The organism is Tropicibacter oceani, from assembly GCF_029958925.1.
Lineage (GTDB): Bacteria > Pseudomonadota > Alphaproteobacteria > Rhodobacterales > Rhodobacteraceae > Pacificoceanicola > Pacificoceanicola oceani.
In genome coordinates this window covers 71,196-97,397 of the sequence record NZ_CP124617.1, presented here as the reverse complement: position 1 = coordinate 97,397, position 26,202 = coordinate 71,196, and the positions used below count along the sequence as shown (strand labels likewise).

At 64.7% G+C, this 26,202-nt stretch carries 15 protein-coding genes; 7 read left to right on the top strand and 8 right to left on the bottom strand.

What is annotated here, in order from left to right; genetic code table 11:
* The first annotated feature begins 1 nt into the window (after position 1).
* From glgX to QF118_RS19295, 3 genes are read left to right on the top strand one after another with little or no spacing between them, the layout of a single operon-like run.
* The gene (gene glgX, locus QF118_RS19305; protein WP_282302546.1) at positions 2-2,083 is read left to right on the top strand and encodes a glycogen debranching protein GlgX; all 2,082 of its coding nucleotides are present in this window, start codon (positions 2-4) and stop codon (positions 2,081-2,083) included.
* 17 nt (positions 2,084-2,100) lie between these two features.
* A complete protein-coding gene (locus QF118_RS19300) occupies positions 2,101-3,981 on the top strand; it encodes an alpha-amylase family glycosyl hydrolase (RefSeq protein ID WP_282302545.1) in 1,881 nt (626 codons plus the stop codon).
* 18 nt (positions 3,982-3,999) lie between these two features.
* Positions 4,000-6,396: a glycogen/starch/alpha-glucan phosphorylase gene (locus QF118_RS19295; protein ID WP_282302544.1), complete on the top strand. Its 2,397-nt coding sequence runs from the start codon at positions 4,000-4,002 to the stop codon at positions 6,394-6,396.
* 74 nt (positions 6,397-6,470) lie between these two features.
* On the opposite strand, the gene QF118_RS19290 is transcribed toward QF118_RS19295, so the two are convergent.
* Entirely contained in the window at positions 6,471-8,096 is a 1,626-nt protein-coding gene (locus QF118_RS19290) for an alpha-glucosidase (RefSeq protein WP_282302543.1), read from the bottom strand.
* A gap of 230 nt (positions 8,097-8,326) precedes the next feature.
* Here QF118_RS19290 and QF118_RS19285 point away from each other — a divergent pair, with 230 nt between their 5' ends.
* The 3 genes from QF118_RS19285 (at position 8,327) to QF118_RS19275 (ending at position 20,594) form a co-directional block, all read left to right on the top strand.
* Positions 8,327-8,725 carry a hypothetical protein gene (locus QF118_RS19285; RefSeq protein WP_282302542.1) on the top strand — a complete coding sequence of 133 codons (399 nt, stop codon included), beginning with the start codon at positions 8,327-8,329 and terminating at the stop codon, positions 8,723-8,725.
* Between the two features lie 114 nt (positions 8,726-8,839).
* Positions 8,840-11,905 carry an FG-GAP-like repeat-containing protein gene (locus tag QF118_RS19280; RefSeq protein WP_282302541.1) on the top strand — a complete coding sequence of 1,022 codons (3,066 nt, stop codon included), beginning with the start codon at positions 8,840-8,842 and terminating at the stop codon, positions 11,903-11,905.
* Positions 11,906-12,107: 202 nt separating this feature from the next.
* Positions 12,108-20,594 carry a DUF7933 domain-containing protein gene (locus QF118_RS19275; RefSeq protein WP_282302540.1) on the top strand — a complete coding sequence of 2,829 codons (8,487 nt, stop codon included), beginning with the start codon at positions 12,108-12,110 and terminating at the stop codon, positions 20,592-20,594.
* A 78-nt stretch (positions 20,595-20,672) separates the two neighbouring features.
* On the opposite strand, the gene gspM is transcribed toward QF118_RS19275, so the two are convergent.
* The 7 genes from gspM to gspG form a co-directional block, all read right to left on the bottom strand.
* Entirely contained in the window at positions 20,673-21,164 is a 492-nt protein-coding gene (gene gspM / locus QF118_RS19270) for a type II secretion system protein M (protein ID WP_282302539.1), read from the bottom strand.
* Positions 21,161-22,351, bottom strand: coding sequence for a type II secretion system protein GspL (gene gspL / locus QF118_RS19265; protein WP_282302538.1), 1,191 nt, complete (start codon positions 22,349-22,351; stop codon positions 21,161-21,163). Before gspL ends, gspM begins: the two co-directional genes overlap by 4 nt.
* A 74-nt stretch (positions 22,352-22,425) precedes the next feature.
* Positions 22,426-23,406 carry a type II secretion system minor pseudopilin GspK gene (gene gspK, locus QF118_RS19260; RefSeq protein WP_282302537.1) on the bottom strand — a complete coding sequence of 327 codons (981 nt, stop codon included), beginning with the start codon at positions 23,404-23,406 and terminating at the stop codon, positions 22,426-22,428.
* Positions 23,403-24,047, bottom strand: a complete 645-nt coding sequence (locus QF118_RS19255; protein WP_282302536.1) for a type II secretion system protein GspJ — start codon at positions 24,045-24,047, stop codon at positions 23,403-23,405. The genes gspK and QF118_RS19255 overlap by 4 nt, the downstream gene beginning before the upstream one ends.
* Complete coding sequence (locus QF118_RS19250; protein WP_282302535.1) at positions 24,044-24,421, bottom strand: type IV pilus modification PilV family protein; 378 nt, start codon at positions 24,419-24,421, stop codon at positions 24,044-24,046. Before QF118_RS19250 ends, QF118_RS19255 begins: the two co-directional genes overlap by 4 nt.
* Positions 24,406-24,870 carry a prepilin-type N-terminal cleavage/methylation domain-containing protein gene (locus QF118_RS19245; RefSeq protein ID WP_282302534.1) on the bottom strand — a complete coding sequence of 155 codons (465 nt, stop codon included), beginning with the start codon at positions 24,868-24,870 and terminating at the stop codon, positions 24,406-24,408. Before QF118_RS19245 ends, QF118_RS19250 begins: the two co-directional genes overlap by 16 nt.
* A complete protein-coding gene (gspG, locus tag QF118_RS19240) occupies positions 24,855-25,319 on the bottom strand; it encodes a type II secretion system major pseudopilin GspG (protein WP_282302533.1) in 465 nt (154 codons plus the stop codon). Before gspG ends, QF118_RS19245 begins: the two co-directional genes overlap by 16 nt.
* A gap of 110 nt (positions 25,320-25,429) precedes the next feature.
* Between gspG and QF118_RS19235 the strand changes: the two genes are divergently transcribed.
* Positions 25,430-26,197: a prepilin peptidase gene (locus QF118_RS19235; RefSeq protein ID WP_282302532.1), complete on the top strand. Its 768-nt coding sequence runs from the start codon at positions 25,430-25,432 to the stop codon at positions 26,195-26,197.
* The last annotated feature ends 5 nt before the right edge of the window (positions 26,198-26,202 follow it).

Below are 26,202 nucleotides of genomic sequence, written 5' to 3'. Positions count from 1 at the left end.
CATGACAACGCGGTTTCCGATCCGGGCGGGGCACGCCTATCCTTTGGGTGCGACGTTTGACGGCGACGGCGTGAACTTTGCCGTCTTTTCGCAGCATGCGACGCGGGTGACGCTGTGTCTGTTCAATGAAAAGGGCGTGGAAACCCAGGTGATCCCGCTGCCCGAACGCGAGGGGCATGTCTGGCACGGTTATATATCGGGAATGCGACCGGGGCAGCAGTACGGGTTTCGGATGCACGGGCCGTACAAACCCGAGGAAGGCCATCGGTTCAACCACAACAAGCTGCTGATCGACCCCTATGCCAAGCGGCTGACCGGGCACCCGATCTGGAACGATGCCCTGTTCGGCTATACCGTCGGCGATCCGGCGGGGGACCTGAGCTTTGACGCGCGCGACAGCGCGCCGTTCATGCCGCGATCTGTCGTGGTCGATCCTTCGTTTTCCTGGGGGCAGAAATCCCGGCCGAACCATGCGATGTCCGACACGATCCTGTACGAAGCGCACGTCAAGGGCCTGACCGCCGGGCGCCGGGATATCGACGGGCGGGGCAGCTATCTGGCGATGGCCTCGGACCCGATCCTGGAGCATCTCAACCGGTTGGGGGTCACGGCGATCGAATTGCTGCCGGTGCAGGCCTTTGTTGACGATCAGTTCCTGATCGACAAGGGGCTGCGCAACTATTGGGGCTACATGACCTACGGGTTCTTCGCCCCCGAGCCGCGCTATATGCAAAGTACGGATATCGCCGAGTTCCAGCAGATGGTCGCGCGTTTTCACAGCGCCGGGATCGAGGTCATTCTCGATGTGGTTTACAACCACACCGCCGAGGGTGGCGAGACCGGGCCGACGCTGGCCTTTCGCGGATTGGACAACGCCAGCTATTACCGGCTGACGGAAAACCCGCGCTATTACGTCAACGACACCGGCTGCGGCAACACGCTGGATTTCGACAACCCGTTCACCTTGCGCCTTGTCATGGACAGCCTGCGCTATTGGGTCGAGGTCATGCATGTGGATGGCTTCCGCTTTGACCTTTGCTCGACCCTGGGCCGGACGGGCGGCGAGTTTGACCGCGACGGGCCGTTTTTCCGGGCGATCCGGCAGGACCCGGTGTTGAACCGCGTCAAGCTGATTGCGGAGCCTTGGGATGTGGGGCACGGCGGCTATCAACTGGGGGCTTATCCGGCGCCCTTTGTCGAATGGAACGACCGGTTCCGCGATGATGTGCGGCGGTTCTGGCGCGGCAATCAGGGGATGGTCGCGGGCATGGCGGCGCGGCTGACCGGCTCGGCGCAGTATTTCGACCATGACGGGCGCCCGGCGACCAGTTCGGTGAATTTCATCACCGCGCATGATGGCTTTACCCTGATGGACACGGTCAGCTATTCGCACAAACACAACGAGGCCAACGGCGAGGACAACCGCGACGGCCATTCGCACGACTTTTCCGACAACTTCGGCGTCGAAGGGCCGTCGGACGACCCACAGATCATCGCCGCGCGCGCCCGCCGCCGCCGCAACATGATTGCGACCTTGATGCTGAGCCAGGGCACGCCTATGCTGTTGGCGGGCGATGAGCTGGGCAATTCGCAGGACGGCAACAACAACGCCTATTGCCAGGACAACCCGATCGGCTGGATCGACTGGGACGGGGCAGATGACGCGTTCATCGGTTTTTGCCGCAAGGCCATCGCCTTTCGCAAGGCGCACCCGATCCTGCACCAGCGGCTGTTCCTGCACTCGCGGTCGCGGCTGGTGGACGGGGCGCCGGATGTGTTCTGGCGTCGCGCGGACGGCGAGGCGATGGCGCAAGAAGACTGGGACAACCCCGATCACAAGATCATCGTGGTCGAATTGCGCATGGCCTCGGGCAGTCCCGAATACGTCAAGCGCGAGGGCGCGCTGCTGGTGGTGTTGAACGCGGGCGAAAAGACAAGGATCACGCTGCCCGAGGTGCCGCAAGGCAGTGCCTGGGTGCGCCGGTTTGACACCGCTGAAACGGGTGCAGGCGGCGCGGTGATCGAGGCGGATGCCGTCACCGTCTTTGTGCAAGAAGCGGACCCGGCCAAGGCCGCCGGGTGATTTGAGGACAGACCACAATGGCCGCACGCGTCCCTGAACCTGATATCTTTGACCTGCGTCTGGCGCGCAGCGCAGGCGACCTGTGGCCGATGCTGGAACAGCTTTATGGCGCACACCCCGCCTATGCGCAGATGCAAGACGACCTGCGAGACGCGATGCGCAGCGCCTGGAAGGCGCGGCCAGCCGACCTGAGGACCCTGGATTTGCAGCGCGATCTGGAACCGGACTGGTTCCAGCGCCCGGACATGGTTGGCTATGTGTTTTACATCGACCGCTTTGCCGGCGACCTGAAGGGCGTGCACGACCGGCTGGACTATCTGCAAAGCCTTGGGGTGACGTATGTGCACCTCATGCCCTGCCTGAAACCCCGCCCCGGTGACAGTGACGGCGGCTATTCGGTGATGGATTACCGGCAGGTGAACCCGGCCTATGGCACGATGGCGGATTTGCAGGCGCTGGCGCAGGCCCTGCGCGCACGCGGCATGTCGCTGTGCATCGACATGGTGCTGAACCACACCGCCAAGGAACACGACTGGGCCGTGCAGGCGGCCAGGGGCGATGCCGCGCATCAGGACATGTACCTGATGTTCGACGATGACCGCCTGCCCAAGGCCTATGAGAAAACCCTGATCGAGATTTTCCCCGACAATGCGCCGGGCAGTTTCACTTATTACGAGGGTCTGGACAAATGGGTCTGGACCACCTTCAACGAACACCAGTGGGATCTGAACTGGGCCAACCCCCGGGTTTTCCTGGAAATCGCGAAAATCATGCTGTTCCTCGCCAATCAGGGCGTCGATGTGCTGCGGCTGGATGCGGTGGCCTTCATGTGGAAACGCATGGGCACGCGCTGCCAGTCAGAGCCCGAGGTCCACATGATCCTGCGCGCGCTGCGGGCGGTGACGCGGATCGTGGCAGCCTCGGTCCTGCATCTCGAAGAGGCGATCGTTGGCCCGGCAGAAATGCTGACCTATTTCGGGCGCGGCGAACATGACGGGCGCGAAGGCAACCTGGCCTATCACAACAACCTTATGGTGCAGTTCTGGAGCGCCCTTGCAACGCGGGACACCGGGTTGATGACCCATGTGCTGCGCAGCCATTTCCCCGAGACCCTGACCAACGCGACCTATGCCACCTATATCCGCTGCCACGACGACATCGGCTGGGCGATCACCGATGAGGACGCGGGCGCGCTGGGGCTGACGGGCCATGGTCACCGGGGCTTTCTGGCGGATTTCTACGAAGGGGTTTTCCCCGGCTCTTTTGCGCGCGGCGCGCTGTTTCAGGTGAACGAGGAAACCGGCGACAAACGGGTGTCTGGCAGCTTTGCCTCGCTTGCCGGGTTGGAGCGGGCGCTGGACCGGGCCGACGCGCAGGGCATGGAACTGGCGGTGCACCGCATTTTGCTGGGCAATGCCTTGATCGCATCGTTCGGTGGTGTGCCCCTGATCTACATGGGCGACGAAATCGCCCTGACCAATGATTACGGGTATTTGCAGGTGCCCGAACACGCCCACGACAGCCGCTGGATAAACCGCCCCCACATGGATTGGGACCGGGCCGCCTCCGCCGAAACCGGCACCGGCCCCGAGGCGCAGGTGTTGCAGGGCACGCGGCATATCTATGCGCGCCGCAAGGCCACGCCGCAAATCCACGGCGGTTATCCCACGCGCATTCTGGACAGCGGGCAGAAATCGGTTTTTGCCTTTGGCCGGATTGCGCCCACCGGCACCCTGCTGTGCCTTTTCAATTTCTCGGAAACGTGGCAACACCTTCCGCTTGATTGGCTGCGGGCGCAGGGGGTGGTGCATTTTCACGATGCCCTCTCTGACGCCGCTGTCAGCCTTGACCCCGATACCTATGCCTTGCCGCCCCTTGGGCGCGTCTGGCTGACCTGAGAACGCACTGGAACAGTTATGAATGCCATGAACACCCTGTCCGCGGATCTGCTGCGGGCCCGCATTGCCCAGCATCTGACGTACACCATGGGCAAGGACAAGGCCCACGCCAGCACCTATGACTGGCGCATGGCGGTCAGCTATACGGTGCGTGACCTGATCGTGGACAGCTGGTTCGAAGCGACGCGCAAGACCTACGAAGAGCAAGGCAAGCGGGTCTATTACCTGTCGATGGAATTCCTGATCGGCCGTATCCTTGAGGATGCGGTGATCAACCTTGGCTTGCACGAACAGATCGAGGAAGTGCTGGCCGAGGACGGCATGTCACTGATGGACGTGGTCGAGAACGAGCCCGACGCGGCGCTGGGGAATGGCGGGCTGGGGCGTCTGGCGGCCTGTTTCCTTGAAAGCATGTCGACGCTGGGCTGCCCGGCCTTTGGCTATGGCATCCGCTATGAACACGGGCTGTTCCGCCAGCGTTTCCAGGGCGGACGTCAGGTCGAAACCCCCGAGGATTGGCTGAACCAGCCGCACCCGTGGGAATTCGAGCGCCCCGAGGCCTGCTATACCGTGCCGTTCAAGGGCCACGTCGACACCAGGGATGGCAAGGCGACGTGGCATCCGGCGGAAACCGTGCTGGCGCGCGCATACGATACGCCCGTGGTCGGCTGGCAGGGCAAGTGGTCGAACACGCTGCGCCTGTGGGGGGCGCACCCGACGGAACTGTTCGATCTGGAGCGCTTCAATTCCGGCGATCACACCGCCGCCGCCGCGCCCGAGGCGCTGGCGCGCACCCTGTCGCGGGTCCTGTACCCCGAGGATACCACCGACAGCGGCAAGGAATTGCGCCTCAAGCAGGAATATTTCCTGACCTCGGCGGCGTTGCAGGACATCCTGCGGCGGTTCCTGTCGGAATATGACGACCTGTCCCTGCTGCCACAAAAGGTCGCGATCCAGATGAACGACACCCACCCGGCGTTGGCCGGGCCGGAACTGATCCGGCTGTTGGTGGACGTGCACGGGCTGGAATGGGACCGCGCCAAGACGATTGCGCAGGGCTGTTTGAACTACACCAACCACACCCTGCTGCCCGAAGCGCTGGAAAAGTGGTCGACATGGCTGATGGGGCGGGTCCTGCCGCGCCACATGCAGATCATCGAACGCATCGACGCCGAACATCACGCGGCGACGGACTGCCCGCCCGATCTGCGCATCGTGCACCACGATCAGGTGCATATGGGCACGCTGGCCTTTGTCATGGCCAGCCATGTCAACGGCGTGTCGGCGCTGCACAGCGACCTGATGAAGCAGACCGTCTTTGCCGATCTTGACCGCGCCTATCCGGGCCGCATCCTGAACCAGACCAACGGCGTGACGCCGCGCCGCTGGCTGAAACTGTCCAACCCCGCCTTGTCGCAGGTGATCACCGAGACAATCGGCACCGGCTGGGAGGACGATCTGGACCGCCTGAAAGAGCTGACAGAGCACGACAGCCCGGACCTGCGCGCCGCGCTGCGCCGCGCCAAGCGCGCCAACAAGGTCGCTTTTGGCAACTGGGTGCAGGCCAACATGGGGCTGACACTGGACCCGGACGCGATGTTCGACGTGCAGATCAAGCGGGTGCATGAATACAAGCGCCAGCTTTTGAACGTCTTTGAAACCATCGCGCGCTGGAACGCCATCCGCAAGAATCCCGGCGCGGACTGGACCCCGCGCGTCAAGATCTTTGGCGGCAAGGCGGCACCGGGCTATTTCACCGCCAAGGAAATCATTCGCCTGATCAACGACGTGGCCAAGGTGGTCAACAACGACCCGCTGACCAGGCACCTGCTTCAGGTGGTCTATCCGGCGAACTACAACGTCTCGATGGCGCAGCGGCTGATCCCTGCGGCGGACCTGTCCGAGCAAATCTCGACCGCGGGCAAAGAGGCGTCGGGCACCGGCAACATGAAGTTCACCATGAACGGGGCGCTGACCATCGGCACGCTGGACGGGGCCAACGTGGAAATCCGCGAACACGTGGGCGCGGAAAACTTTTTCCTGTTCGGCATGACGGCGGACGAGGTGCTGGAACGCTATCGCAAGCCTGATCACGCGCGCTCGGCCATCATGGCCAGCCAGGAATTGCAGGACGTGTTGCAGATGCTGGCCGAAGGCCGCTTCAACCCCGAGGAACCAACGCGCTATCACGGGCTGCTTGATCACACCTGGAACCACGACCCGTTCCTTGTCGCCTCGGACTTTTCGGCGTTCCTGGCTTGCCAGACCAAAGTTGACGCGGCCTATGCCGATACGGACCGCTGGGACGGCATGGTTCTGCGCAATATCGCGGGATCGGGGTACTTTTCGTCGGATCGCACGATCCGGGGGTACATGGAGCAGGTCTGGGATGCCAAAAGCCTGCTGAACCGGTAAGCGCCGCGTGCCCCGGGCTTGACCCGGGGCCTCTGGCGATGAGGTCCCGGGTCAAGCCCGGGACGACGCGCCGTTCATTTGGATGCAGAGGCCTTGAGCGTCAGCGTCCCGTCATTTTCGATGTAGGCAAAGCCATTGCCCGGCAGGGTCAGCGTATCCTTGGCCAGTGTCGCATTTTGCGGGCCTGACAGTTTGCCGTCGCCTTTGACGGTCAGGGTCAGCGGCTTGGGCGACAGGTTGAACACGCAGGTCAGGGTCTGCTTGTCCGCCTTGCGGTGAAAGGCCAAAAGCGGCTCGGGCAGGTTCAGGAACACCGTTTTGCCATGGGACAAGGCGGCGCTGGATTTGCGGAAGGCGATGGCCTGTTTGAAAAAGGCAAGGATGCCGTCCGGGGTCTGCGCATCGACCGCCTTGGCCGCCTGCGGCGGCTTGACCGGCAGCCAAGGTTTGCCGGTTGAAAACCCGGCATTCGGCGCGTCTTTTTCCCACACCATAGGCGTGCGGCAGCCGTCACGCCCCTTGACCGCAGGCCAATAGCGCAGGGCAGGCGGGTCGGTCAGTTCTTCGTAGACCAGTTCGGTTTCGGTCTGGCCCAGCTCTTCGCCCTGGTAGATGCCGATGGTGCCCTCGAACGACAACAACATGGCACAGGCCAGCCGGGCGATACTGTCCTCGGACACGGCGTGTTCGGCCCAGCGGGTGACTTCGCGCGGCACGTCGTGGTTGCTGAAGGACCAGTAGGGGTGGCCATCGGGCGCGCCGCGCTGGAACCCTTCGATGCAGTTGCGGAAATGTTCGGCGCTGAAATCCGGCCCCAGCATGGCAAAGCTGTAGGCCATGTGCAGCCGCGCGGAGCCTTCGGTGTATTCGCCCATGATCTCGATCGAGCGATGGCCCATCTCGCCCACTTCGCCGACCATCATGATGTCGTCATACTGGTCGGTCAGGGCGCGCAGCCGTTCGATGAAATCAAGGTTTTCGGGGCGCGTCTTGTTGTAGATATTGTGCTGCATCCCATAAAGATCGGTCGCCATGACCTGCGGTTTCACCTGTGCTGGCGGGTTCGAGCGCAGTTTCTGATCGTGGACATAGTAGTTGACCGTATCCAGCCGGAACCCGTCCAGCCCCCGGTCCAGCCAGAATTTGCAGGTGTCCAGAATGGCATCGACCACGTCGGGATTGTGGAAATTCAGGTCGGGCTGCGAGGCAAGGAAGTTGTGCAGGTAATACTGGCCGCGACCGGGATCGAATTCCCAGGCGGGGCCGCCGAAATGGCTGTGCCAGTTGGTCGGCGGTGACCCGTCGGGCAGTGGATCGGCCCAGACGTACCAATCGTCCTTTGGATTGTCGCGGCTGGCGCGGCTTTCCTTGAACCAGGGATGCTGGTCCGAGGTGTGCGACAGCACCTGGTCAACGATCACCTTGAGGCCCAAGTCGTGCGCCCGGGCGATCAGGGCATCAAAGTCCTCGAGCGTGCCGAACAGCGGGTCGATGGCGGTATAATCGGACACGTCATAGCCCATGTCCTTTTGCGGCGACTGAAAGATCGGCGAAAGCCAGATGCAGTCGGCCCCCAGATCGGCCACATGCGGCAACCGCCGGGTTATGCCCCTCAGATCGCCGACACCGTCACCATCATCGTCCTGATAGGACCTTGGATAGATCTGATAGACGATCGCGTCGCGCCACCATTCGTTCATGCTGAGCCCCCGGCTGTTTTTGCCACAATAGCGATGTTTGCGGTAACGAAAAGCAACAAAGCCAGGCTGCGGCAAATCATTGCGGCGGGCGCCGTCGGGGCGCTTTGGCAGCCGGGACAAAGCTTTTGAGTTTCGGGGGAAATGCGGTAGTATATCTGCTTGAAAAGCTGCCGGGTTTTTACACTGGCGGCCCAGAAGACATTATTTTCAGGAGGTGAATTATGCGAGGCATGTCATTGATCGTGGCACTGGGGCTTGGGGCGGCGACCGCCCTTGTGGCCAATACCGTCGATCCGGTTCAGCAACACAACTCCAACGCCGTCTGGTTCGAAAACTGGATCGGGCTGAGCAATGCCACCATGGTCGTCGCCGCGCCGAACGGGAAAATCTCTCAGGTCCATGCGGTGTCGGGGACGCCTGTCTATGAGCTGGACCGGGCCGAGGCGATGGACGGCGTCTATCGCTTTGAATTGCGCGCAGCCACCGATGAAAAGGTCGAAATCGTCAATCCGATCGACAATGGGCGGGGCAACCCGGAAACCTCGATGGCCAAGCCGTTCTACATGACCGGGCATTTCGTGGTCTCGCGCGGGGTGATCATCACCCCCGAAGACATCAAGGAAGAATAGGCCCGCAACGTCAGCCGGGCCAGGGCAGGCCCGGCATCGCCTGAGGGCGCCGGGTGTTTTTCATGGCGTTCCTCGTGATTTTTACGCGACGCGAATTTCATCAGGAGTGGTGCCTTGGAAACGATCATATCCCCGCCCTACCAGAAACGCTTTTTCCTTGCGGTTCTGATCGTCGCTGTTCTGGCCTATCTGTTCTGGACCGGGTCGCGCTATCCGGCGCTGAACGAAAAGGCGATGATGTCCGGGGCGATCCAGCTTGAGGATCCGCTGAGCTTTGAGGCCAAGTACCAGCTGACCGAAGCCATGAGCACGGTCGAAAAGATCTATTATTCCACCTTGAACTGGATCAACACCAACAAGAAGGGGATGACCTTCGGCATCCTTTTCGCCGCCGCTTTCATGACGGCGATGGGCTATCTGCGCCAGCGCAGCTTTCGCGGCGGTTTTGCCAATTCCTTTCTGGGCATGTTCATCGGCGCGCCGCTTGGCGTCTGCGCCAATTGCGTCGCCCCGATCGGCAAGGGCATGTATTCGGCCGGGATGCGGGCGGAAACGACCCTGTCGGCGATGGTCGCCTCGCCTACTTTGAACATCGTGGTGTTGTCCATGCTGTTCAGCCTTTTGCCGTTCTACATGGCCGTGACAAAGATCGCGCTCAGCCTGTTCGTGATCCTTGTGGCGGTGCCGTTGATCTGCCGCCACCTGCCCTCGACACAGATCGCACCAAGCGAGATCCGGCAGGTCCCCTGGGCAGCAAGCGAGCTGAACACCGAAACGGAATCGCTGGTCGCGGCGGTGATCGGCGTGGTTGTCGCCTATGCGCGCAACCTTTGGTACATCCTGCGTCTGACCGTGCCGCTGATGCTGCTGGCCGGCTTTCTGGGCGCGGCGGTCGGCACGCTGTTGCCGCAAGACCTGATCATGGGGCTGGGGTTTGGCATCGGCATCCTGGCGCTGGTCACGCTGGCGGGGCTGTTCCTGCCGGTGCCCATGTCCTTTGACGTGGTGCTGTCCGGAGCGCTGATCGCGGCGGGGCTGTCGCATGGTTTCGTGATGGCGCTGCTGTTCACGCTGGGCAGCTTTTCCATCTATTCCTTCTTTATCATATACCAGACGTTGGGCCTGCGGGCGGCGGCGATGATGGCTTTGGTGATCGCGGCGCTGGGGTTTGGTGCCGGGTTCGGGGCCAATGCCTATCACGAATGGCGCAGCGATCAGGCCCTTCGGATGCTGACCGGGCAGGCCGACGACGCGCCCTTGTGGGGGGCGGCCCATGCCGCCGGGCTTGCCCTGGCGTTGCAGGCAACCAGCGCCGATGCGGCGCGCATCACCGTCGACAGCACGCCCTTTACCCCGCCCAGCCCCGCGGCCAAGACTCCCTTTACCCGGCAAGAGGCCAGCACAATCGGCATCGACAAGCCCGTTGAATTCACCATGCGCGACATGTGGCCGCCCTTCTGGGAGGGCCGCAGCCTGTCGTCGGGCGACATCGACGGCGATGGAGACATCGACCTTGTCGTCGCCTCGACCGAGGTCGGGCTCTACCTTTACGAAAACGATGGCAGCGGTCAGTTCACCCGCATCGACGTGCCGCTGGGGGCGCTGGCGGACAAGCCGATCTTCAACGCGGTGCTGGCGGACCTGGACAATGACGGCTGGCGCGATCTGTTCCTGGCGACCTATCTGGACGGCAACTTCTGGTGGCGCAATGTCGATGGCCGGTTTGGGGCCGAACCGCCCCGGCCCGTCCCGAACAACCCCGACGCGCCGCTGTCGATGGCGATCAGCCTGGCCGACATCGACGCCGACGGCCACCTGGACCTGGCCCTGGGCAACTGGGCGGCGGGTTGGTACCGCCGCATCCCCGGCGAAGAGGCCCGCAACGGCATTGTTCTGAACAAGACCGGGGCGCTGGATGCCGCGAGCTATGCGCCGCTGCCCGGCATTCCCGGTGAAACCCTGTCGATCCTGTTCACCGATTTCGACGATGACGGAGCGCAGGACCTGATCGTCGGCAACGACTTTGACATTCCCGACTATTTCTATCGCGGTGATGGCCAGGGCAACCTGACGATGATCACCCATGCCGATGGCGTCATTCCCCATACGACCACGACCACCATGGCCATCAAATCCGCCGACCTGTTCAACCAGGGCAGACCGTCGGTCTACCTTGCGCAGATCGCCGGGCGGTCCTCTGGCGTGTCGCGCAAGCTCAAGATGCAGCCGCTGGAACGCTATTGCGACAAGATCGAGGATGCCGACGCCAAAGGCGTGTGCGAACGGAACATGGCGATCAAGGCCTGGTACAAATCCGGCAACAGCTTTGATCCGACCTATGCGAACCGCTGCCAGCAGTTGGACGGCCGCTATCAGGCAGAGTGCAAGGCCATGCTGATCAAGGATCTGGCGATCCAGCGCCGCGACGCCAAGCTGTGCGAATTGATCCCCGCCGATCAACCGGTGCCTGCCGCCTATTGCGCCCTGCATTTCAAACCCGCGCGCCAGCCCCTGGCAGACGAAATCGCGCTGACCCATCAGCAGATCCTGCGCTCGAACGTCATGCTGGAATGGCAAGGCGCGGCCTTTGTCGACACGGCGGCGCAGCGCGGTCTGGATGTGGGCGGCTGGAGCTGGGACACCAAGATCGCTGATTTCGATCAGGACGGCTGGCAGGATGTCTATATCGTCAACGGCACCTGGGTTCCGAACGAAGTGTCGCCGTCCAACCTGTTCTTTCACAACACCGGGCAGGGCACGTTGGAGGAAGCCTCGGGGGCTTTCGGGCTTGAGGACTATCTGATGACGGCCTCGGCGACGCAGTTCGACATGGATGGTGACGGTGACCTGGACATGGTGACCCATCCGGTCAACGGCCCGCTGACGGTCTTTCGCAACAACACCCAGGCACCGGGGCTGGCCATTCGGCTGCGCGACGGCGCGGGCAACCGCGATGGCATCGGCGCCAAGGTCACGCTGGTGGGCCACGACGGCAGCCTCCAGACCCGAGAGATCCAGCTTGGCGGCGGCTTCATGAGCTTTGACGCGCCGATTGCCCATTTCGGCCTGGGCACCGCCCAAAGCGCCGCCGAGGCGCGCATTCGCTGGGCCGATGGAACCCAGACCGTGCTGGCCGGGCCGATCATGCCGGGGCAGCTGTATACGGTGTCGCGCGAATAGGCAGCAGGCGGGGGCAAGCGGCCCAGCTGTGATCCCGATCACAGCTGAAATGCGCATTTTTGACACAGTCCCGGCAAAACTGACCTATGGGAAACTGTCGCCTTTGGATATCGGGGGGCTGATCCTAGGGTGATCCCAATCATGCGCGGATATTTGCCGACGGGCGACCGCGCTTTTTCAATTGCCGATTGGGGACAGATTCATGAACAACGTTTTGGTATGCCCGGCGTCACGCGCCCTGCGCCTTTTGTGCACTGTCCTGTTCCTTGTGGCGCCGCTTCCGGCACTGGCCCAACCTCTGTTCAGCACCGGTTTCTCGCCGGATACGATCACCGAAGGCGCTTCTTCGACGCTCAGTTTCGTCATCGACAATTCGGTCGAGTCGACCCCAGCCGAAAACCTTGCCTTTACCGCCACCCTGCCGTCAGGGGTTACCGTGGCCGCCGGCAGCCAGACCAACAACTGCCCGGCCGGCACCTTTTCCGCTGCCAGTGGCGGCTCGACGCTCAGCTTGACGGGCGCCTCTCTTGGCAGCGGTGACAGCTGCACCATCACGCTGCCAGTCACGTCGTCCACGGTGACCACCCATACCTTTACGACCGGGGATCTGACCTCGTCGTTGGGCAATTCCGGCAGCGCCTCGGACGATCTGACGGTCAATGCCCTTAGCGGCGCCAACTTCACCAAGACGCTTGTCCCGACGACGATCAACCCCGGCAGCATCAGCACGCTGAGCTTTGGTTTCGACATCGTTGTGGCCACCAGCGGCTTTGCCGACTGGCGCAGCGCAACGCTGACAGCAACCCTGCCGTCGGGCGTGAGCTTTTCCAGCCCCACGAGTGTCATTGCCGACTGCCCGGGAACGATTGACGTGAATACCAGCACCGGCGTTTTGACCCTGACCACCGGATTCATAACGACTGCGGGCACCACCAGCTGCACGTTGCAGGCCGACATCACCAGCAGCACCCCCGGCACGCACCGGTTGTCCAGCACGCTGGCGATCAACTCCTTTTCCGGGAGCATCAGCAACGACACCGCCGAAGCCACGCTGGACGTCAACGCCCCGCCGATCAACGGCATTGCCTTCAACAAGGTGTTCGCAACCGCCCGCGCCGATGCCGGGGACACGGTCGGCCTGACCTTTTCCTTGCAAAACACCAGCCGGGACAATGCCGCCACGGACCTTGCCTTCAGCGATGACCTTGATGCGATGATCAGCGGGCTGGTCGCGGCGGGCACACCGTTGAACGACGTCTGCGGCGCAGGGTCCAGCCTGTCGGGCAGCAGCGCTTTGACGCTGGCCGGCGCATCGCTGGCGCCGGGCGACAGCTGTGATTTCACGGTCGATGTGGTCATTCCAGCCGGAACCGCCGCAGGCGTTTACACGAACACGTCCAGCGCCATCACCGCCACGATGGGCGGCGACACCTATGTCGGGCCCGCGGCCTCGACCGGGTTGCGGGTTGTCGCGGACGGCGGCAAGGCGCCGCTTGTCACCAAGCAGTTCATCGACGGCCCGGTGCAGCCCGGCGGCACGATCACTGCCCGCTATACCGTGACCAACCCCAACACCGGCCAGGCCATGTCCGACATTGCCTTTGAGGAAGAGCTGATACCGACCGGCCTGACCGTCCCTGCAGGAAACCAGCCTGATGTCTGCGGCTCTGGCAGCAGCATGAGTTACATCCCGCCAGCGCCCTTGAACGGGGCCGAGATCAGTCTGATCTCGGGGTCGCTTGCCGCGGGGGGCAGCTGCACCTTTGATGTGGTCTATGCGGTTTCGACCGCCGTCGCACCGGCAAGCTATTTCACCGCCGCCGACGTGGCCACCGCCACGGTGAATGGCGCGACGCTGACGGCATCCTCGGGTGCCAGCGCCACGCTCGAGGTTGAAGGCGGCGCCATTCTGACGCTGTCCAAATCCTTTCAGGACTCGATCCTGCCCGCAGGCAGCGTGGCCGTGGTCAACTTTTCCGTCACCAGCGACACGGAATCCGCAAGTGACTCGGTGAACCTGTCCTATACCGACAATCTCGAGAGCTTCATTTCCGGGGCCACCTATGCGGGCGGGTTTTCGTCCACCTGCGGGGCCACCATTGATGCGTCGAACCCCAGCCTTGTCACCGTCAATGTGCCTACGCTGGCCATCGGGGCGCAGTGCGATCAGTCGTTCAGCATCAACATTCCTGCGGGCGTGAATGGCACCTTCACCAACACCACCTCGGACCTGACCGCAACCGCTGGCGGCGTTGCCACCGTGGCAGCCGCGGGCGAGGACCAGCTGCAGGTCATTCCGGCCACGCCGTTGACCACCACACGGGCGTTCAACCCGGCCACCGCCGTTCCGGGCCAGACCGTCAGCGTCAGCTATACGCTGCAAAACACATCGGGGGTGGATTACACCGCGATTTCGTTCACCGAAGCCTTTTCCTTGGCCATGTCGGGGGCGACGGCGTCCGGTTTGACCACAGTGGGCTCCTGCGGGTCTGCGCCGGCGTTCAACATCGTCTCCAGCAACTTTCTGTTTGCCTCATCACTCGAAGTTCCGGCAGGGCAGAGCTGCGTCATTTCGCTGGACCTGTTGGTTCCCCCAACGGCCACAGACGGCAGCCATGTCTTTGCCACCTCGGCGATCAACGCCACCGTCGCAGGCAGCCCCATCTCCTTGCCCGCGATCACCGCGCCGCTTGAGGTCAGCAAGGACGTGCTGACCCTGACCAAGTCCTACAGCAAGGCAGTCGTCGTCCCGGCCGAGGTGTTTTCCGTCGAATACACCCTGAGCAACCCCCTGGACGTGGCGGTCGCGGACCTGACCTTTACCGAATTCGCCGAAAACCTTCCCGCCGGAACGGTGCCGGTGCTGGCCACCAACAGCTGCGGGCCGATCACCCTGACCTTCCCGGCCGGGAACGCCAATGTCGTGGTCGATACGCTGGCCGCCAACAGTTCGTGCAGCGCGACCTTTACGCTGACCCTGCCGGCGGTCGTCACACCCGGCGTCTATTCCGGCAGCACCTCGGACGTGACCGGAACGATTGCCGGACCCCTTACCGTGACGGGCGAGCCCGCCAGCGCCGAGGTCCTGGTGCAGACCTATTCGCTGCCCACGCTGTCGGCGGCCTTCCAGGCGCCGGGCATTGTCGGCGCGGGCGCGCAGGCGACGCTGACCTATACCCTGACCAATCCGAATTCGGGAACCGCCCTGCCTGACAACCAGTTCGCCGTCGATATCGCTTCGGTCATCCCGGGCAGCACGGTTGTTTCGGGCTCGACCGGGTCGACCTGCTCCGGCGCATCCCTTGGCGGCGCGGGAACCGGGGCATTCCTGGCCCAGGGGCTGGAAATCCCCGCCGCGTCGCAATGCACCGTGTCCTTTGCGGTGCAGGTTCCGGCCAATGCGGTGCCCGGCACGTACCAGTTCGTCAGCTCGGCAATGACCGTGAATGGCGTGCAGCAGGCGGCGCCTGCAAGCGCGTCCATCCTGGTCGAACCGCAGCCGGCGCTGTCCGCCGCCTTTGCCCCCGGCGCCGTCACGCAGGGCGAGGTCACGACCCTGACCTATACCATCGACAATACCGGGGCTTCGACTGCGGTTGGCAGCCTTGCCCTGGCGACCACGCTGACCGGCGATCTGAATGTCGCCGCGACGACCAATGCCACGACGACCTGTAGCGCAGGCACGGTGACCGCCGTTTCAGGGTCGACCAGCATCGCCTTGTCAGGCGGAACGGTTGCCGCCGGGGCCAGCTGTACCGTTGCGGTCGACATCGTTGCGCTGGGGGCATCGAATGTCACCCTGACCAGCGGCGATCTGACCACGGCGCTGGGGAATTCCGGCACGGCCGCCGCCACGCTGAACGTGACACCGGCCCCGGCCCCCGGCTTTGCCAAAAGCTTTGCCGCGCCCAGCGTGTCGCATGACGGCACCGTCACCATGACCCTTGCGATCGACAACTCGGCCGCATTGGTCGCAGCGGGTGCGCTTGGTTTCACCGATGCTCTGCCCGCCGGGATGGTCGTGGCGACACCGTCGAACGCGGCCAGCACCTGTACCGGTGGCACCCTCAGCGCCAGCGCGGGCGGCGGGCTTGTGTCCTATTCCGGCGGCTCAGTCGCGGCGGGCGCGCAATGCGCCGTCACGGTCGACGTGGCCCTGACCGGCGCCGGAAGCTACAGCAACACGGTGGGCGATCTCAGCTCGTCTTTGGGCTCCAGCGCGGGGAACAGCGCAACCCTGACCATGCCGGGGGTCAGCATCACGGCACCGATCGCGGGCGATGATGTCATCACACTTGCCGACGCCGGGCCCATTCCCCTGACGGGTACGGCCAGCCAGGTTCAGAATGGCGACACCGTCGACATCGACATAACCCAGCCGGACACGACCGTTACGTCCTACCAGGTGCAGGTTTCCGGTGGCGCCTGGTCGCTGCCGATCGACCTGAAGTCAGGGCCGGGCGGCAGCGTTTCGATCACCGTTCAAGCGACCGACGCCAATGGCGCAACATCGGCGCCGCAAACCGTCACGGTGTTCCGCGATGTGATCGCCCCCACGGGCCACAGCGTCAGTTTCGACGAAACCGTGGTGAATGCCGCGAACCAAGCCGCGATCGGCTTTTCCCTTGCCGATGCCGAGGTGGGCGCAGCCTTTGCCTATTCCATCAGTTCCGACGCAGGCGGCACGGCAATGACCGGCTCGGGCACGATTGCCACGGCAGGTGAACAGCTGAGCGGGCTGGACCTGTCCGGCCTTGGCGATGGCACCCTGACCGTGTCCGTCGTGCTGACCGACCCGCTGGGCAACGCCGCGCCCGCGGTAACGGCCACCGTGACCAAGGACACCGCCGCGCCGGTCCTGGCCTTTGACGCACCGCTGGCCGGGGACGACGTGGTCAACGGGACCGAAGCTGCAAGCACCACGATCAGCGGCACCGCCTCCGGGGCCGAGGATGGCCAACTGATCAGCCTTGTCATTTCGGACGGAAGCTCGGGCCAGGTGGCGCTGAGCGCACCTGTCGCAGGCGGCGACTGGAGCGTGGATGCCGACCTGTCGGCGCTGGCCGATGGCCCGCTTGGCCTGACCGCCGATGCCAGCGATCTTGCGGGCAACCCCGCCGTTCAGGCCATCGCCGGGCTGAGCAAGGATTCGACCGCGCCGCTTGGCCACAGCGTTGCCTTTGATGCGCCTGCCGTGAACCTGGCCAACCAGACCGCCATCGGGTTCACCCTGACCGGGGCAGAGATCGGCGCAGGCTATGAATTCAGCTTTGCCTCGTCCGGCGGCGGCACCACGCCGGTGTTCACCGGAACGGTTCTGACCGCCTTGGACCAGCTGACCGGCTATGACCTGTCCGCCCTTTCGGATGGCACGGTGACCCTGTCCTTGACGATCATCGACACGGCGGGCAACCCCGCCGAGGTGGTCTCCGACCAGATCGAAAAGGACGTGACGGCCCCCGGGCTGGCGTTCGATGCTCCGATTGCGGGCGACGATGTGGTCAATGCCGCCGAGGCAGGCGCAGTGACGCTGTCGGGCTCGGCAACGGATCTGCCCGACGGGCAGGTGGTCAGTGTCGTCGTCACAGGCCCCGGCAACGAAACGGTCGTCGGATCGGCCAACGTCAACGGCGGTGCCTGGACCCTGACCCTGGACCTGTCGCCACTGGCCGAAGGAACGCTGGCCGTGACGGCCGATGCCACGGACCTGGCGGGCAACCCGGCGCCGCAGGCAACCACCAGCCTGACCAAGGATACGGTCGCGCCCAGCGGCTATGGCGTGGTGATCCAGCCCGCGCTGGTGAACCTGTCGAATGTCACTTCTGTGAACATGGTGTTCAGCGGCATGGAAGTGGGCGCGTCTTACGTGGCCACCATCGTGTCGTCGGGCGCGCCGGTGCAGGCGCAGGAAACCGGGATTGTCCCGACGGCCAGCGGCTCGCTTTCCTTTGATCTGACGCCTCTGGCGGATGGCACCCTGACCTTGACCGTTGTCCTGACCGACGCGGCGGGCAACCAGGGTGCGCCGATCACGGCAACCGCCACCAAGGACACGCTGGCCCCCTCGGCCGCGCTGAGCGCGCCGAGCGATGCGCAAAGCGATCCTTTCGAGGTCACCGCCACCTTCAGCGAAGCGGTCACCGGCCTGACGCTGGCCGGGCTGGACCTGGACAACGGCACGGCCTCGGCGCTTGCCGGCAGCGGCGACACCTATACCTTTACCGTGACGCCCGACCATGATGGCGATGTGACGATCACCCTTCTTGCCGGGGCTGCGCAGGATGTGCAGGGCAATGACAGCGTCGCCTCGGACGCCGTGGTGGTCCTGGCGGACCTGACCGGCACACCCGATCCCACGCCGCTGGCCGATGCCGATGGCGACGGTGTGCCCGATCTGTACGAAAGCAGCAGCCTTGACCGGGACGGCGACGGGATTCCCGACAGCCAGGACTATGACCCGCAGGGCTATTTCTATTGCGAGGACGACGGCCGCATCATCAGCGGTGGCGGCATCACCGTCAGCGGGCCCTCGGGCTCCAACAGCTCGGTCGGCCTGTCGAATGACATCAACATCGTGCAGGACGGATCGAGCGGGTCTTACCAGTGGTTCGCCACGCGGCCGGGCACCTACACGGTCAGCTACAGCTATAACCTGAGCGAAGGCCAGCCCAGCACGGCGCGCCTGTCGTCCGGGGCGCTGGACGTGACCAGCATCCTGCCGGCCAACCCCGGCGTTCTCGGCGCGACCGAATTCGGCAGCACCGGCGTTCTGGCGGATGCCTCGCTGGCGGCGAACCCGGTCTTTTACAGCAGCTTCGTGATCGAAGCAGGCGACCCGCATGTGCTGGCCAACAACATCCCGATGACGCAATGCGCCGAGAACCCGGTTTCCGTCGCAGCGCCGGTCAACGGGGCCGAGGCGAACGGCGCCACACCGCAAGACGCCGAATTCGTGATATCGCAGGACCGCCTGTCGGCACTGCCGACGGTCATCACCTATGTCATGGGCGGCACCGCCAGCAGCGGAACGGACTATACGGCGCCCGGCGGCACCGCGATCATTCCTGCCGGACAGACTTCGGTCACGGTGGCCATCCCGGTGATCGAGGACGGCGAAATCGAAGGCGTGGAAACCCTGACGATGACCCTGACGGCCATCACCTCGGGGGATACGGCAACGATCCTGAGCACCAGTGCCAGCGACCTCAGCGCCAGCGCGACCATCGCCGACGACGATGCGGCGGTCATTCGTGTCACCGATCTTGACCTGACCGCCTCGGAAAGCGGCAACGACACCGGCGCCATGCGCTTTGTCCTGCTGGGTCAACCGACCGCGGACGTGGTTCTGACCTTTGCCGGGGACAACCAGTGTTCGGTTGCACCCGCGACCATGACCTTTACCGCCGCGAATTACACGGCGCCGCAGGTCCTGACGATCAAGGCGCGCAACGACGAAAAGGTGGAAGGCACGCACAGCTGCCAGCCGTCGGTTTCGGTGGCCTCGTCCGACAGCGGGTTCGATGGCTATGCGCTGGCCCTGTCGCCGGTCCAGATCACCGACGACCTTGTCGACCAGATCCGCGATCCCCTGACCGAGATCCTCAAGAACGATCTTGAACAGACGGTCCGCACCCAGCAGCGCGGGTTCAGCCGCATTGCCAAGGGTGCACTGGATCGGTTGCGCGCCGGGCAGGACAGCGTGCCCTGCGGAACGGTTTCCGAACCGGACCTCGATGGCGGGTTGACCGTTCAGGATGGCACGGGCACCAGCGACGGCACCTTTGGTTGGGATGTCTACAACTGCTACACAATGCGGCGCGAAATCCTTGACGGGTCTTTCTCGCTCAACTGGTCGGCGGATACCGGCACCCAGGCGATGCTGCAATTCGCCCGCCAGAGCGAGACGTTCACCTCGGACAAGGCACTGCGCGGTCACTTCTGGGGCGGGTACTTCAGCCGCAATTCGGTGGACGGCCTGGCCGAGGGCACGATCAACGGCTATGGCCTGAACGCCGGTGTCTATGGCGCGCAGACCCTTGGAACGGGGCTGTTCCTTGATTACTACGCCTCGGCCGCGATCGGCATGCACCGCTATGATCTGACCTTTGCCGCGGCACCTGCGGATATCGATGCCACGGGCAGCTACCGCTATGCGGCGCTGTTCGGTGGTGTCGCGCTCAGCGGCACGCGCGAGTATCAGAACTTTGCGATCAGCCCGCGCGTCGGGCTTGACCTGGCCCATGCCTGGGTCAGCGATGCCGATGTCACCGCCCGCCAGTTGGGCCAGACCGACACCGGCACGATCGACCTGCCCGATTTCAGCGGCGGACGCTTCTATGCCGAGATCGAGTTCGCCGGCCTGGGCAGCCAGAAAGGCGCGGCAGAGCTGGGCCAGATGCTGACCGAGATGACCTTTACACCGCGCGTTGCCTGCGAATTCTCGTCCTATGATACCGGGACGGAATGCAGCGCCGGGGTCAATCTGGCCGTCATGATCACCCAGCCGACCCGCGACCTGAGCTATGGTTTCGAAATCGACTATGAACGCCTGAGCGCGATCAACCGCCTGACGCTGGACTTTACCCGCGAACGTCGGTTTGCCCGCGATCAGGGCGCGGTCGTCACGCGCCTGTCGATGCCGGCGCCGGATTCGGTCACGGTTGAACACGGGGTCAAGCTGGACTGGTAAACCCGGCCCCTCCGCAGCAAAGCGAACCGCCCGGTCCCTAACAGGCCGGGCGGTTTTTTCATGGCCTGCCTTGGGCGGTCAGTCTTGTGGGGGGCGCAGTTCGATGCGGGCTTCGACGCGGCTGGGAATGCCGATGTCTTCCAGCCGCAGGGTGCCCAGCCCATAGCCCCAGTCGGGATGCGACGACGACAGCCAGGTTGCCAATCGGACGAAATCAACATTGTCAAAGCGCAGGGCGATGACGCCGCCGCTTTCCGTCCCGATCGAGCTGAGATCGCGGCGCAGGTTGGCGGCGATCAGCCCTTCTTCGATGCCGCTCAGTCCGATGGGATCGGCTTGGCGGGTCGGCACCGCGCGGGTCAGGCCCTGGGCTTCGGCGGTGCGGCTGGCCACCCAGTCGCGCAGGGCCTCGGCCTCGGCCTGGGCGGTTTCGGCCTGCATCCGGGCGGCTTGCAGCGGCATCAGAATGCCAAGGACAAGGCCCAGCGGCAGCACAGCGCCGACCGTCACGCCCAGCAAAACCCGTTCGCGCGGGCTGAGTTTCAGAAGGAAGTCGAGAAGCCGGCTCATTGCGGGGGGGCCTCGTTGGGGCCGATGGCGAATTCGGCGCGCACACCGGCTTCGCCGTCCTCGGTCCGGGCTTCGCGCATGTCGACCGTCAGGCCATCGGCGCGCAATGCGGCGGCCAGCCTGTCGGCGGCGGCGAAATCGGGCAGGGATGCGATCACCCGCAGGCCTTCCTCGGCGCGAAATTCGACCAGTTCGGGCGTGACCTGAGCGCCGCGCAACACCCCCGAGATGCTGTGGATCAGGTCCAGCGGGTCGCGGTCGTCCCCGGTTGGCGCGGTCTGGCTTTGCATTTGTGCAAGCGCACGGCTGACTTGCAGGCGGGCATCCAGAACCGCGCCGCCATCGGTGAAATGCTGCTGAACCAACGCGGTGGTCTGCGCCGTCAACTCCTGGGTTCGGGCTTCGGCCCGTTGCAGGCCGACCACCTGAACCGCGGCCCAAAGCGCGGCGGCCAGCCCACCGGCAAGCGCCGTCCAGCGCCAGGGCAGCACACGGTCGGCCAGCCGTGCGCGCGCCGCCATGGGGTTCTTGCGCAGATCGCAGGACAGTTCCCCAAACCCCAGGACGACGGGGGCAATATCCAGCGCGACAAGCTGCGTTTTGGTCTGCGCCAAGGCAACATCGAATTCCGCCGCAAGGTCGCCAAGCCCGGCGGGCACACCGGCCGGAGCATAAATCGCCTTGGGCAGGGGGCCCTTGGCCAGCGCGCGGCGCAGGGCGGCAAGGGCAAGGGCGGGCTGCGCTGTCATCCCGTCTTGTGGGCCAAAGCGCAGCATGATCTGCGGATGCCCGGCGATCTGCGTTTCCTGCACCGTCCACAGGTTCGGCGCGGTCGGAAGCGACAGATAGTCAGGCAGGACAGCGCGCCCGGGCAAGGCGTGCAACCCGTCCAGCCAACCCTTTTCGGCGGTCAGCACCCTGTCCCATGCTTCGGGCCGGGCCTGCCGGGTGGCAACGGAAAAGGGGCGCATCGCAATCTGTTCGGGACGCAGCCCCAGCCGGTCGGCCAGCTTGCGCCGGGCGACCTGTTCGCGGGCCTGGCCGCGCAACCGGTCGGGCAGATCCAGCGCGACAAGCGGCACAGAGCCGCCCGGCACCAGCACGATCTGCCGCGCGCCGATGCTGTCCGCGCCCTGCCTGACGAAGATCTGATCGTCGTCTTTCTGCGCTGTGGATGGTCGTGCCACGGCCGGTCTTTCCCCCGCTTTCAGGCGCCAAGGATGCACCGGCGGCGGACCCAAGTGCAATGCTTCAAACGCTTTCACGGTCGATTGCTGATCCGCCAGGCGACGTCGACCACCACCGGAACCCCGGTGCGTTTCAAAAGTGTCCGGCGCTGCGCCGTCTGATTCCGGAACTGCGCACTGGCCTGCACCTCGAACCAGTCCGAGCCGACCGATATCAACGCCTCGAGCGCCGCTTGCCGTTGCCGCGCGGCTTCTTCGGCTTCGGTCGGGGTGGGGGCCTCCCCTCCGCCATCGCCGCCATCGCTGTCGGTTTCGTCGGGCGGTGTGGCCAGGCCGATCTGGGTCAGGAAGGCGGTGGCCGATGGAAAGGGCTGTTGCCGCCGCGCCGCCATCAACCGCGCCAGCGCCGCCTGGGGGACCTCGGGGAAAAAGGCGGCCAGCACCTCGGCCGTGGCGGTGTTGACGTTCAACTGGGTCATGCCGGGCAAGGCGGTGATATGGGGACGCAACCTCTCCAGACTGACGCGCGAGACGCCGGGGATCTCGAACAGCTGCCCAATATCCAGGATCGCCCCGCCCGGCGGCGCCAGGGGCGGATCGCGTTGCAGCCATCCGGACCTGTCCGAAGGGCCGCCGGGGTTCAGAAAGTCGCGGATCTTCGACCCGGTTTCCGGTGCAATCCCCAGGCGGAACAGCAACACGTCAAAGGCCTCGTCCGCCATCGTATTGCCGGGAATGGCGATCCAGTTGACGTTGAACCGCCCTTGCAGGTCCTGCAACTGGCCAGACACCTGCCCATGCGCCAGATCGACCGGCTCGATGGATTTAGCCCAATCTTCGCCGGGATGGTCGATGCCGTTGCTGTCCTGCGTCAGCATCGTCATCGCCAGCGCATCAAAGGCATCAAGGTTCAGCGTCAGCTGATCCGCCGCAAGCCCGCTTTGCAGCCGGGCCTGCCCCGCTTCGGAGCGGGCCAGCAACAGAACCGCAACCGAGGCCAGCGCCGCCACCAGGACCAGCGCGTTGACCAGAACGAAACCGCGATCCCTTGTCATCGGAAACTCTCGAGCAGGGGGATGTCGCCAAAGGCGCGGGTTTGCAGCGTCACCTCGACCGCCAGCGGCAGGTTGTCCGAATAGGACGACGGCGCGACGAAACGGTCTTCGTCAAAACTGGCGGCGGTGTCCTGACCGGGCAGGGGGGTGCCTTCGATCCAGCCTATATCGGCGACATAGCTGCGCAGGCGCAGCCCCTCGATCCCTTTGTAAACCAGCTGCTCCGGCCCCAGCGATGCCGCCCGCGCAGGGTAAAGGGCGGGCCAGACCCGGCGTGTCAACCGCCCGTCCTGTAGACGCCATTCCACGCGTGTCAGCGCCTGCGACCCGGCCTCTGCCCGCAGCGATGGCTGCCCGGCGACCGACAGGCTCAGGCTGCCGTCGCGAAAGTCGATCGCCGATTGCCGCGATCCGTCCGGCGGCCTGAAAAAGACCGGCACCGCTGCGGCCAGATCGGCGCGCAGCAGGCTTGTGGCCTCGGCCAGGGCGGCGGTTTCACGGGCGCGTTCGGTCACGCCGTCCCGCATCCGCAACATGCCCGTCAAGGCCTGCGCGCCCATGATCGCAACAAGGGCAAAGATCGCCATGGCGACCACCAGTTCGATCAGGCTGAGCCCGCGGTCATCGCCTGGCCTGGTCATCGCGGGTTCACCCGCGGGATGTAAACGACAAGCTGCGCGCCCTCGCCGCTGTCAGAGCGCGCGGTGATGGTGGTCTGGGTCAGGCCGGCGGCGGTCCGTTCGGTGGTCGTGGTCAGGGTAAATACATGATCGCCCAGCCGGACCTGCCCGGGCAGACCGCCGGAAAAAGGCGCCAGCAGCTGCAATTCCTCGGCGCGGTTGCGGGCCGCGATGCGCGCCAGAAGCCGGGGCATTTCCCCGCCAACCACGCGGGCGGACTGGTCGGCGGCACGCAGGGCGGCAATGCTGCCGATGGTCAGGACAAAGATCGCCACGGCCAGTTCGACCAGTGTCATGCCGCGCGCGGCGCGGCGGGTGATCAGCCGGCGGAACATGTCAGCCCCGCCCAGCCGTCGCTTTCGCAGCGCGCCGAGGCGCCAAAGGCGATGCGAAAACGGTTCGTCTGGCCGGTGGCCAGAAAGACGATGTCGGGCATCGGCGCGCCCGGAGGGCCAGCAGGCTCGGCCGACAGCAAAACCCGTCCGCGCCATGGTTGCAGGCGGCCGGCCTCTTGCCAGCCGTCGCTGCGGCGGATGACCGGCTGAAGGCCCCGGCTGGTGATCGCCAGACCGCGGCTTTGCTGTCCGGTGATGGCCAGTTGCCGCATGGTTTCATGGCGCGTCTGGAACAACGCCAGATCGCTTTGCCCGCCATTCCCCCCGCGCGATACCGCAAGGCTGGCCCCCACCGCCAGAACCGACAGGATCGCCACGCTGACCAGCAGTTCGATCAGGGTAAAGCCCGCCTCTTGCGGGTTGGATGTGGGGCCTATTGCAGGGTCCACGAACCGATGTCCGCATCCGCGCCGGTGCCTCCCGGCGCCCCGTCTGCCCCATAGGAAAAGACGTCGAATTCGCCGTGCACGCCGGGTTCGAGGTATTGATAAGGCTGCCCCCAAGGGTCCACCGGCATCCGGTCCATATAGCCGTTGGTCGCCCAGTTGGCCGGAACCGGGTCGCTGGTCGGTTTGCTGACCAGCGCCGAAAGCCCCTGCGCTCCGGTGGGATAGCGGTAGTTGTCCAGACGATACAAATTGACCGCGCTGACGATGGCGGCGATGTCCGACTGCGCCCGCGCCGCGCGTGCCTGATCCGGGCGGTCGATCACCCGCGGCACGATCACCAGCGCAAGAATGGAAAGGATCACCACCACGACCATCAGTTCGAGCAGGGAAAACCCGTCGTCCTGTGGCCGCGCGCGATTGTCTGTGCAAGATTGATGAGGTGTCGTCATGGGATGCCTTCGTTTCAATGCCGCCATGATAGAGGAGCGCCGCAAGACTTGTCCATTCTTCCTGCCCCGCGACGGGCGATTGCCCGCAACGCTGGCCTGAACCCGCCGACATGAGTGCCGATCCGCGGCTGCCCGCGATCCTGCTGATCCTGCTGGCCCCTTTCATCGGGTCCTTTCTGGGGGTTCTTGTCGATCGCCTGCCCCGAGGCGAAGACGTCATGCGCCGCCGCTCGGCCTGCCGATCCTGCGCCGCGCCGCTGGGGGTGGGCGATCTGATCCCGATCCTGTCCTTTGCCCTGTCGCGGGGCCGCTGCCGACATTGCGCGGCAGAGCTTGCCCCCTGGCACCTTTATATCGAGATCACGGCGCTTGGCGCGGCGGTCTGCGTTGTTGCGGCCGGCGGGGCGGGGTGGTCTGTCTGGCTGCAGGCGATATTCTTGTGGCTGCTGATCGCGCTGTTCTTTGCAGATCTGCTGTGGATGCGCCTGCCTGATCCTTTGACCATGGCGCTGTTTGCCGCGGCGATGATGCTGGCCGTTGGCGGGATCGGGCTGTTGGCGGCGCTTTACGGTGCGGCGCTGGGGTCAGGCAGCTTTCTTTTGCTGCGGCTGGGCTATCGTTTTTTGCGCGGGCGCGAAGGGCTGGGCCTTGGCGATGTCAAGCTGATGGCCGGGCTGGGCGCCTTTGCCGGGCCCGGGGGGCTTGCGCTGCTGGTGCTTGTGGCGTCAGGCGGCGCACTGGCCTGGGTGGCCGCCCGCCAGTGGTTTCATGGCAGGGGCGCGGTGCGCGGCGACATGCGGCTGCCCTTTGGTGCGGCGCTTTGCGCGGCGGGCGGCGCGCTTTGGGTGGCGCGGGCGGCGGGGCTGCCTTTGCCCTGATCCCC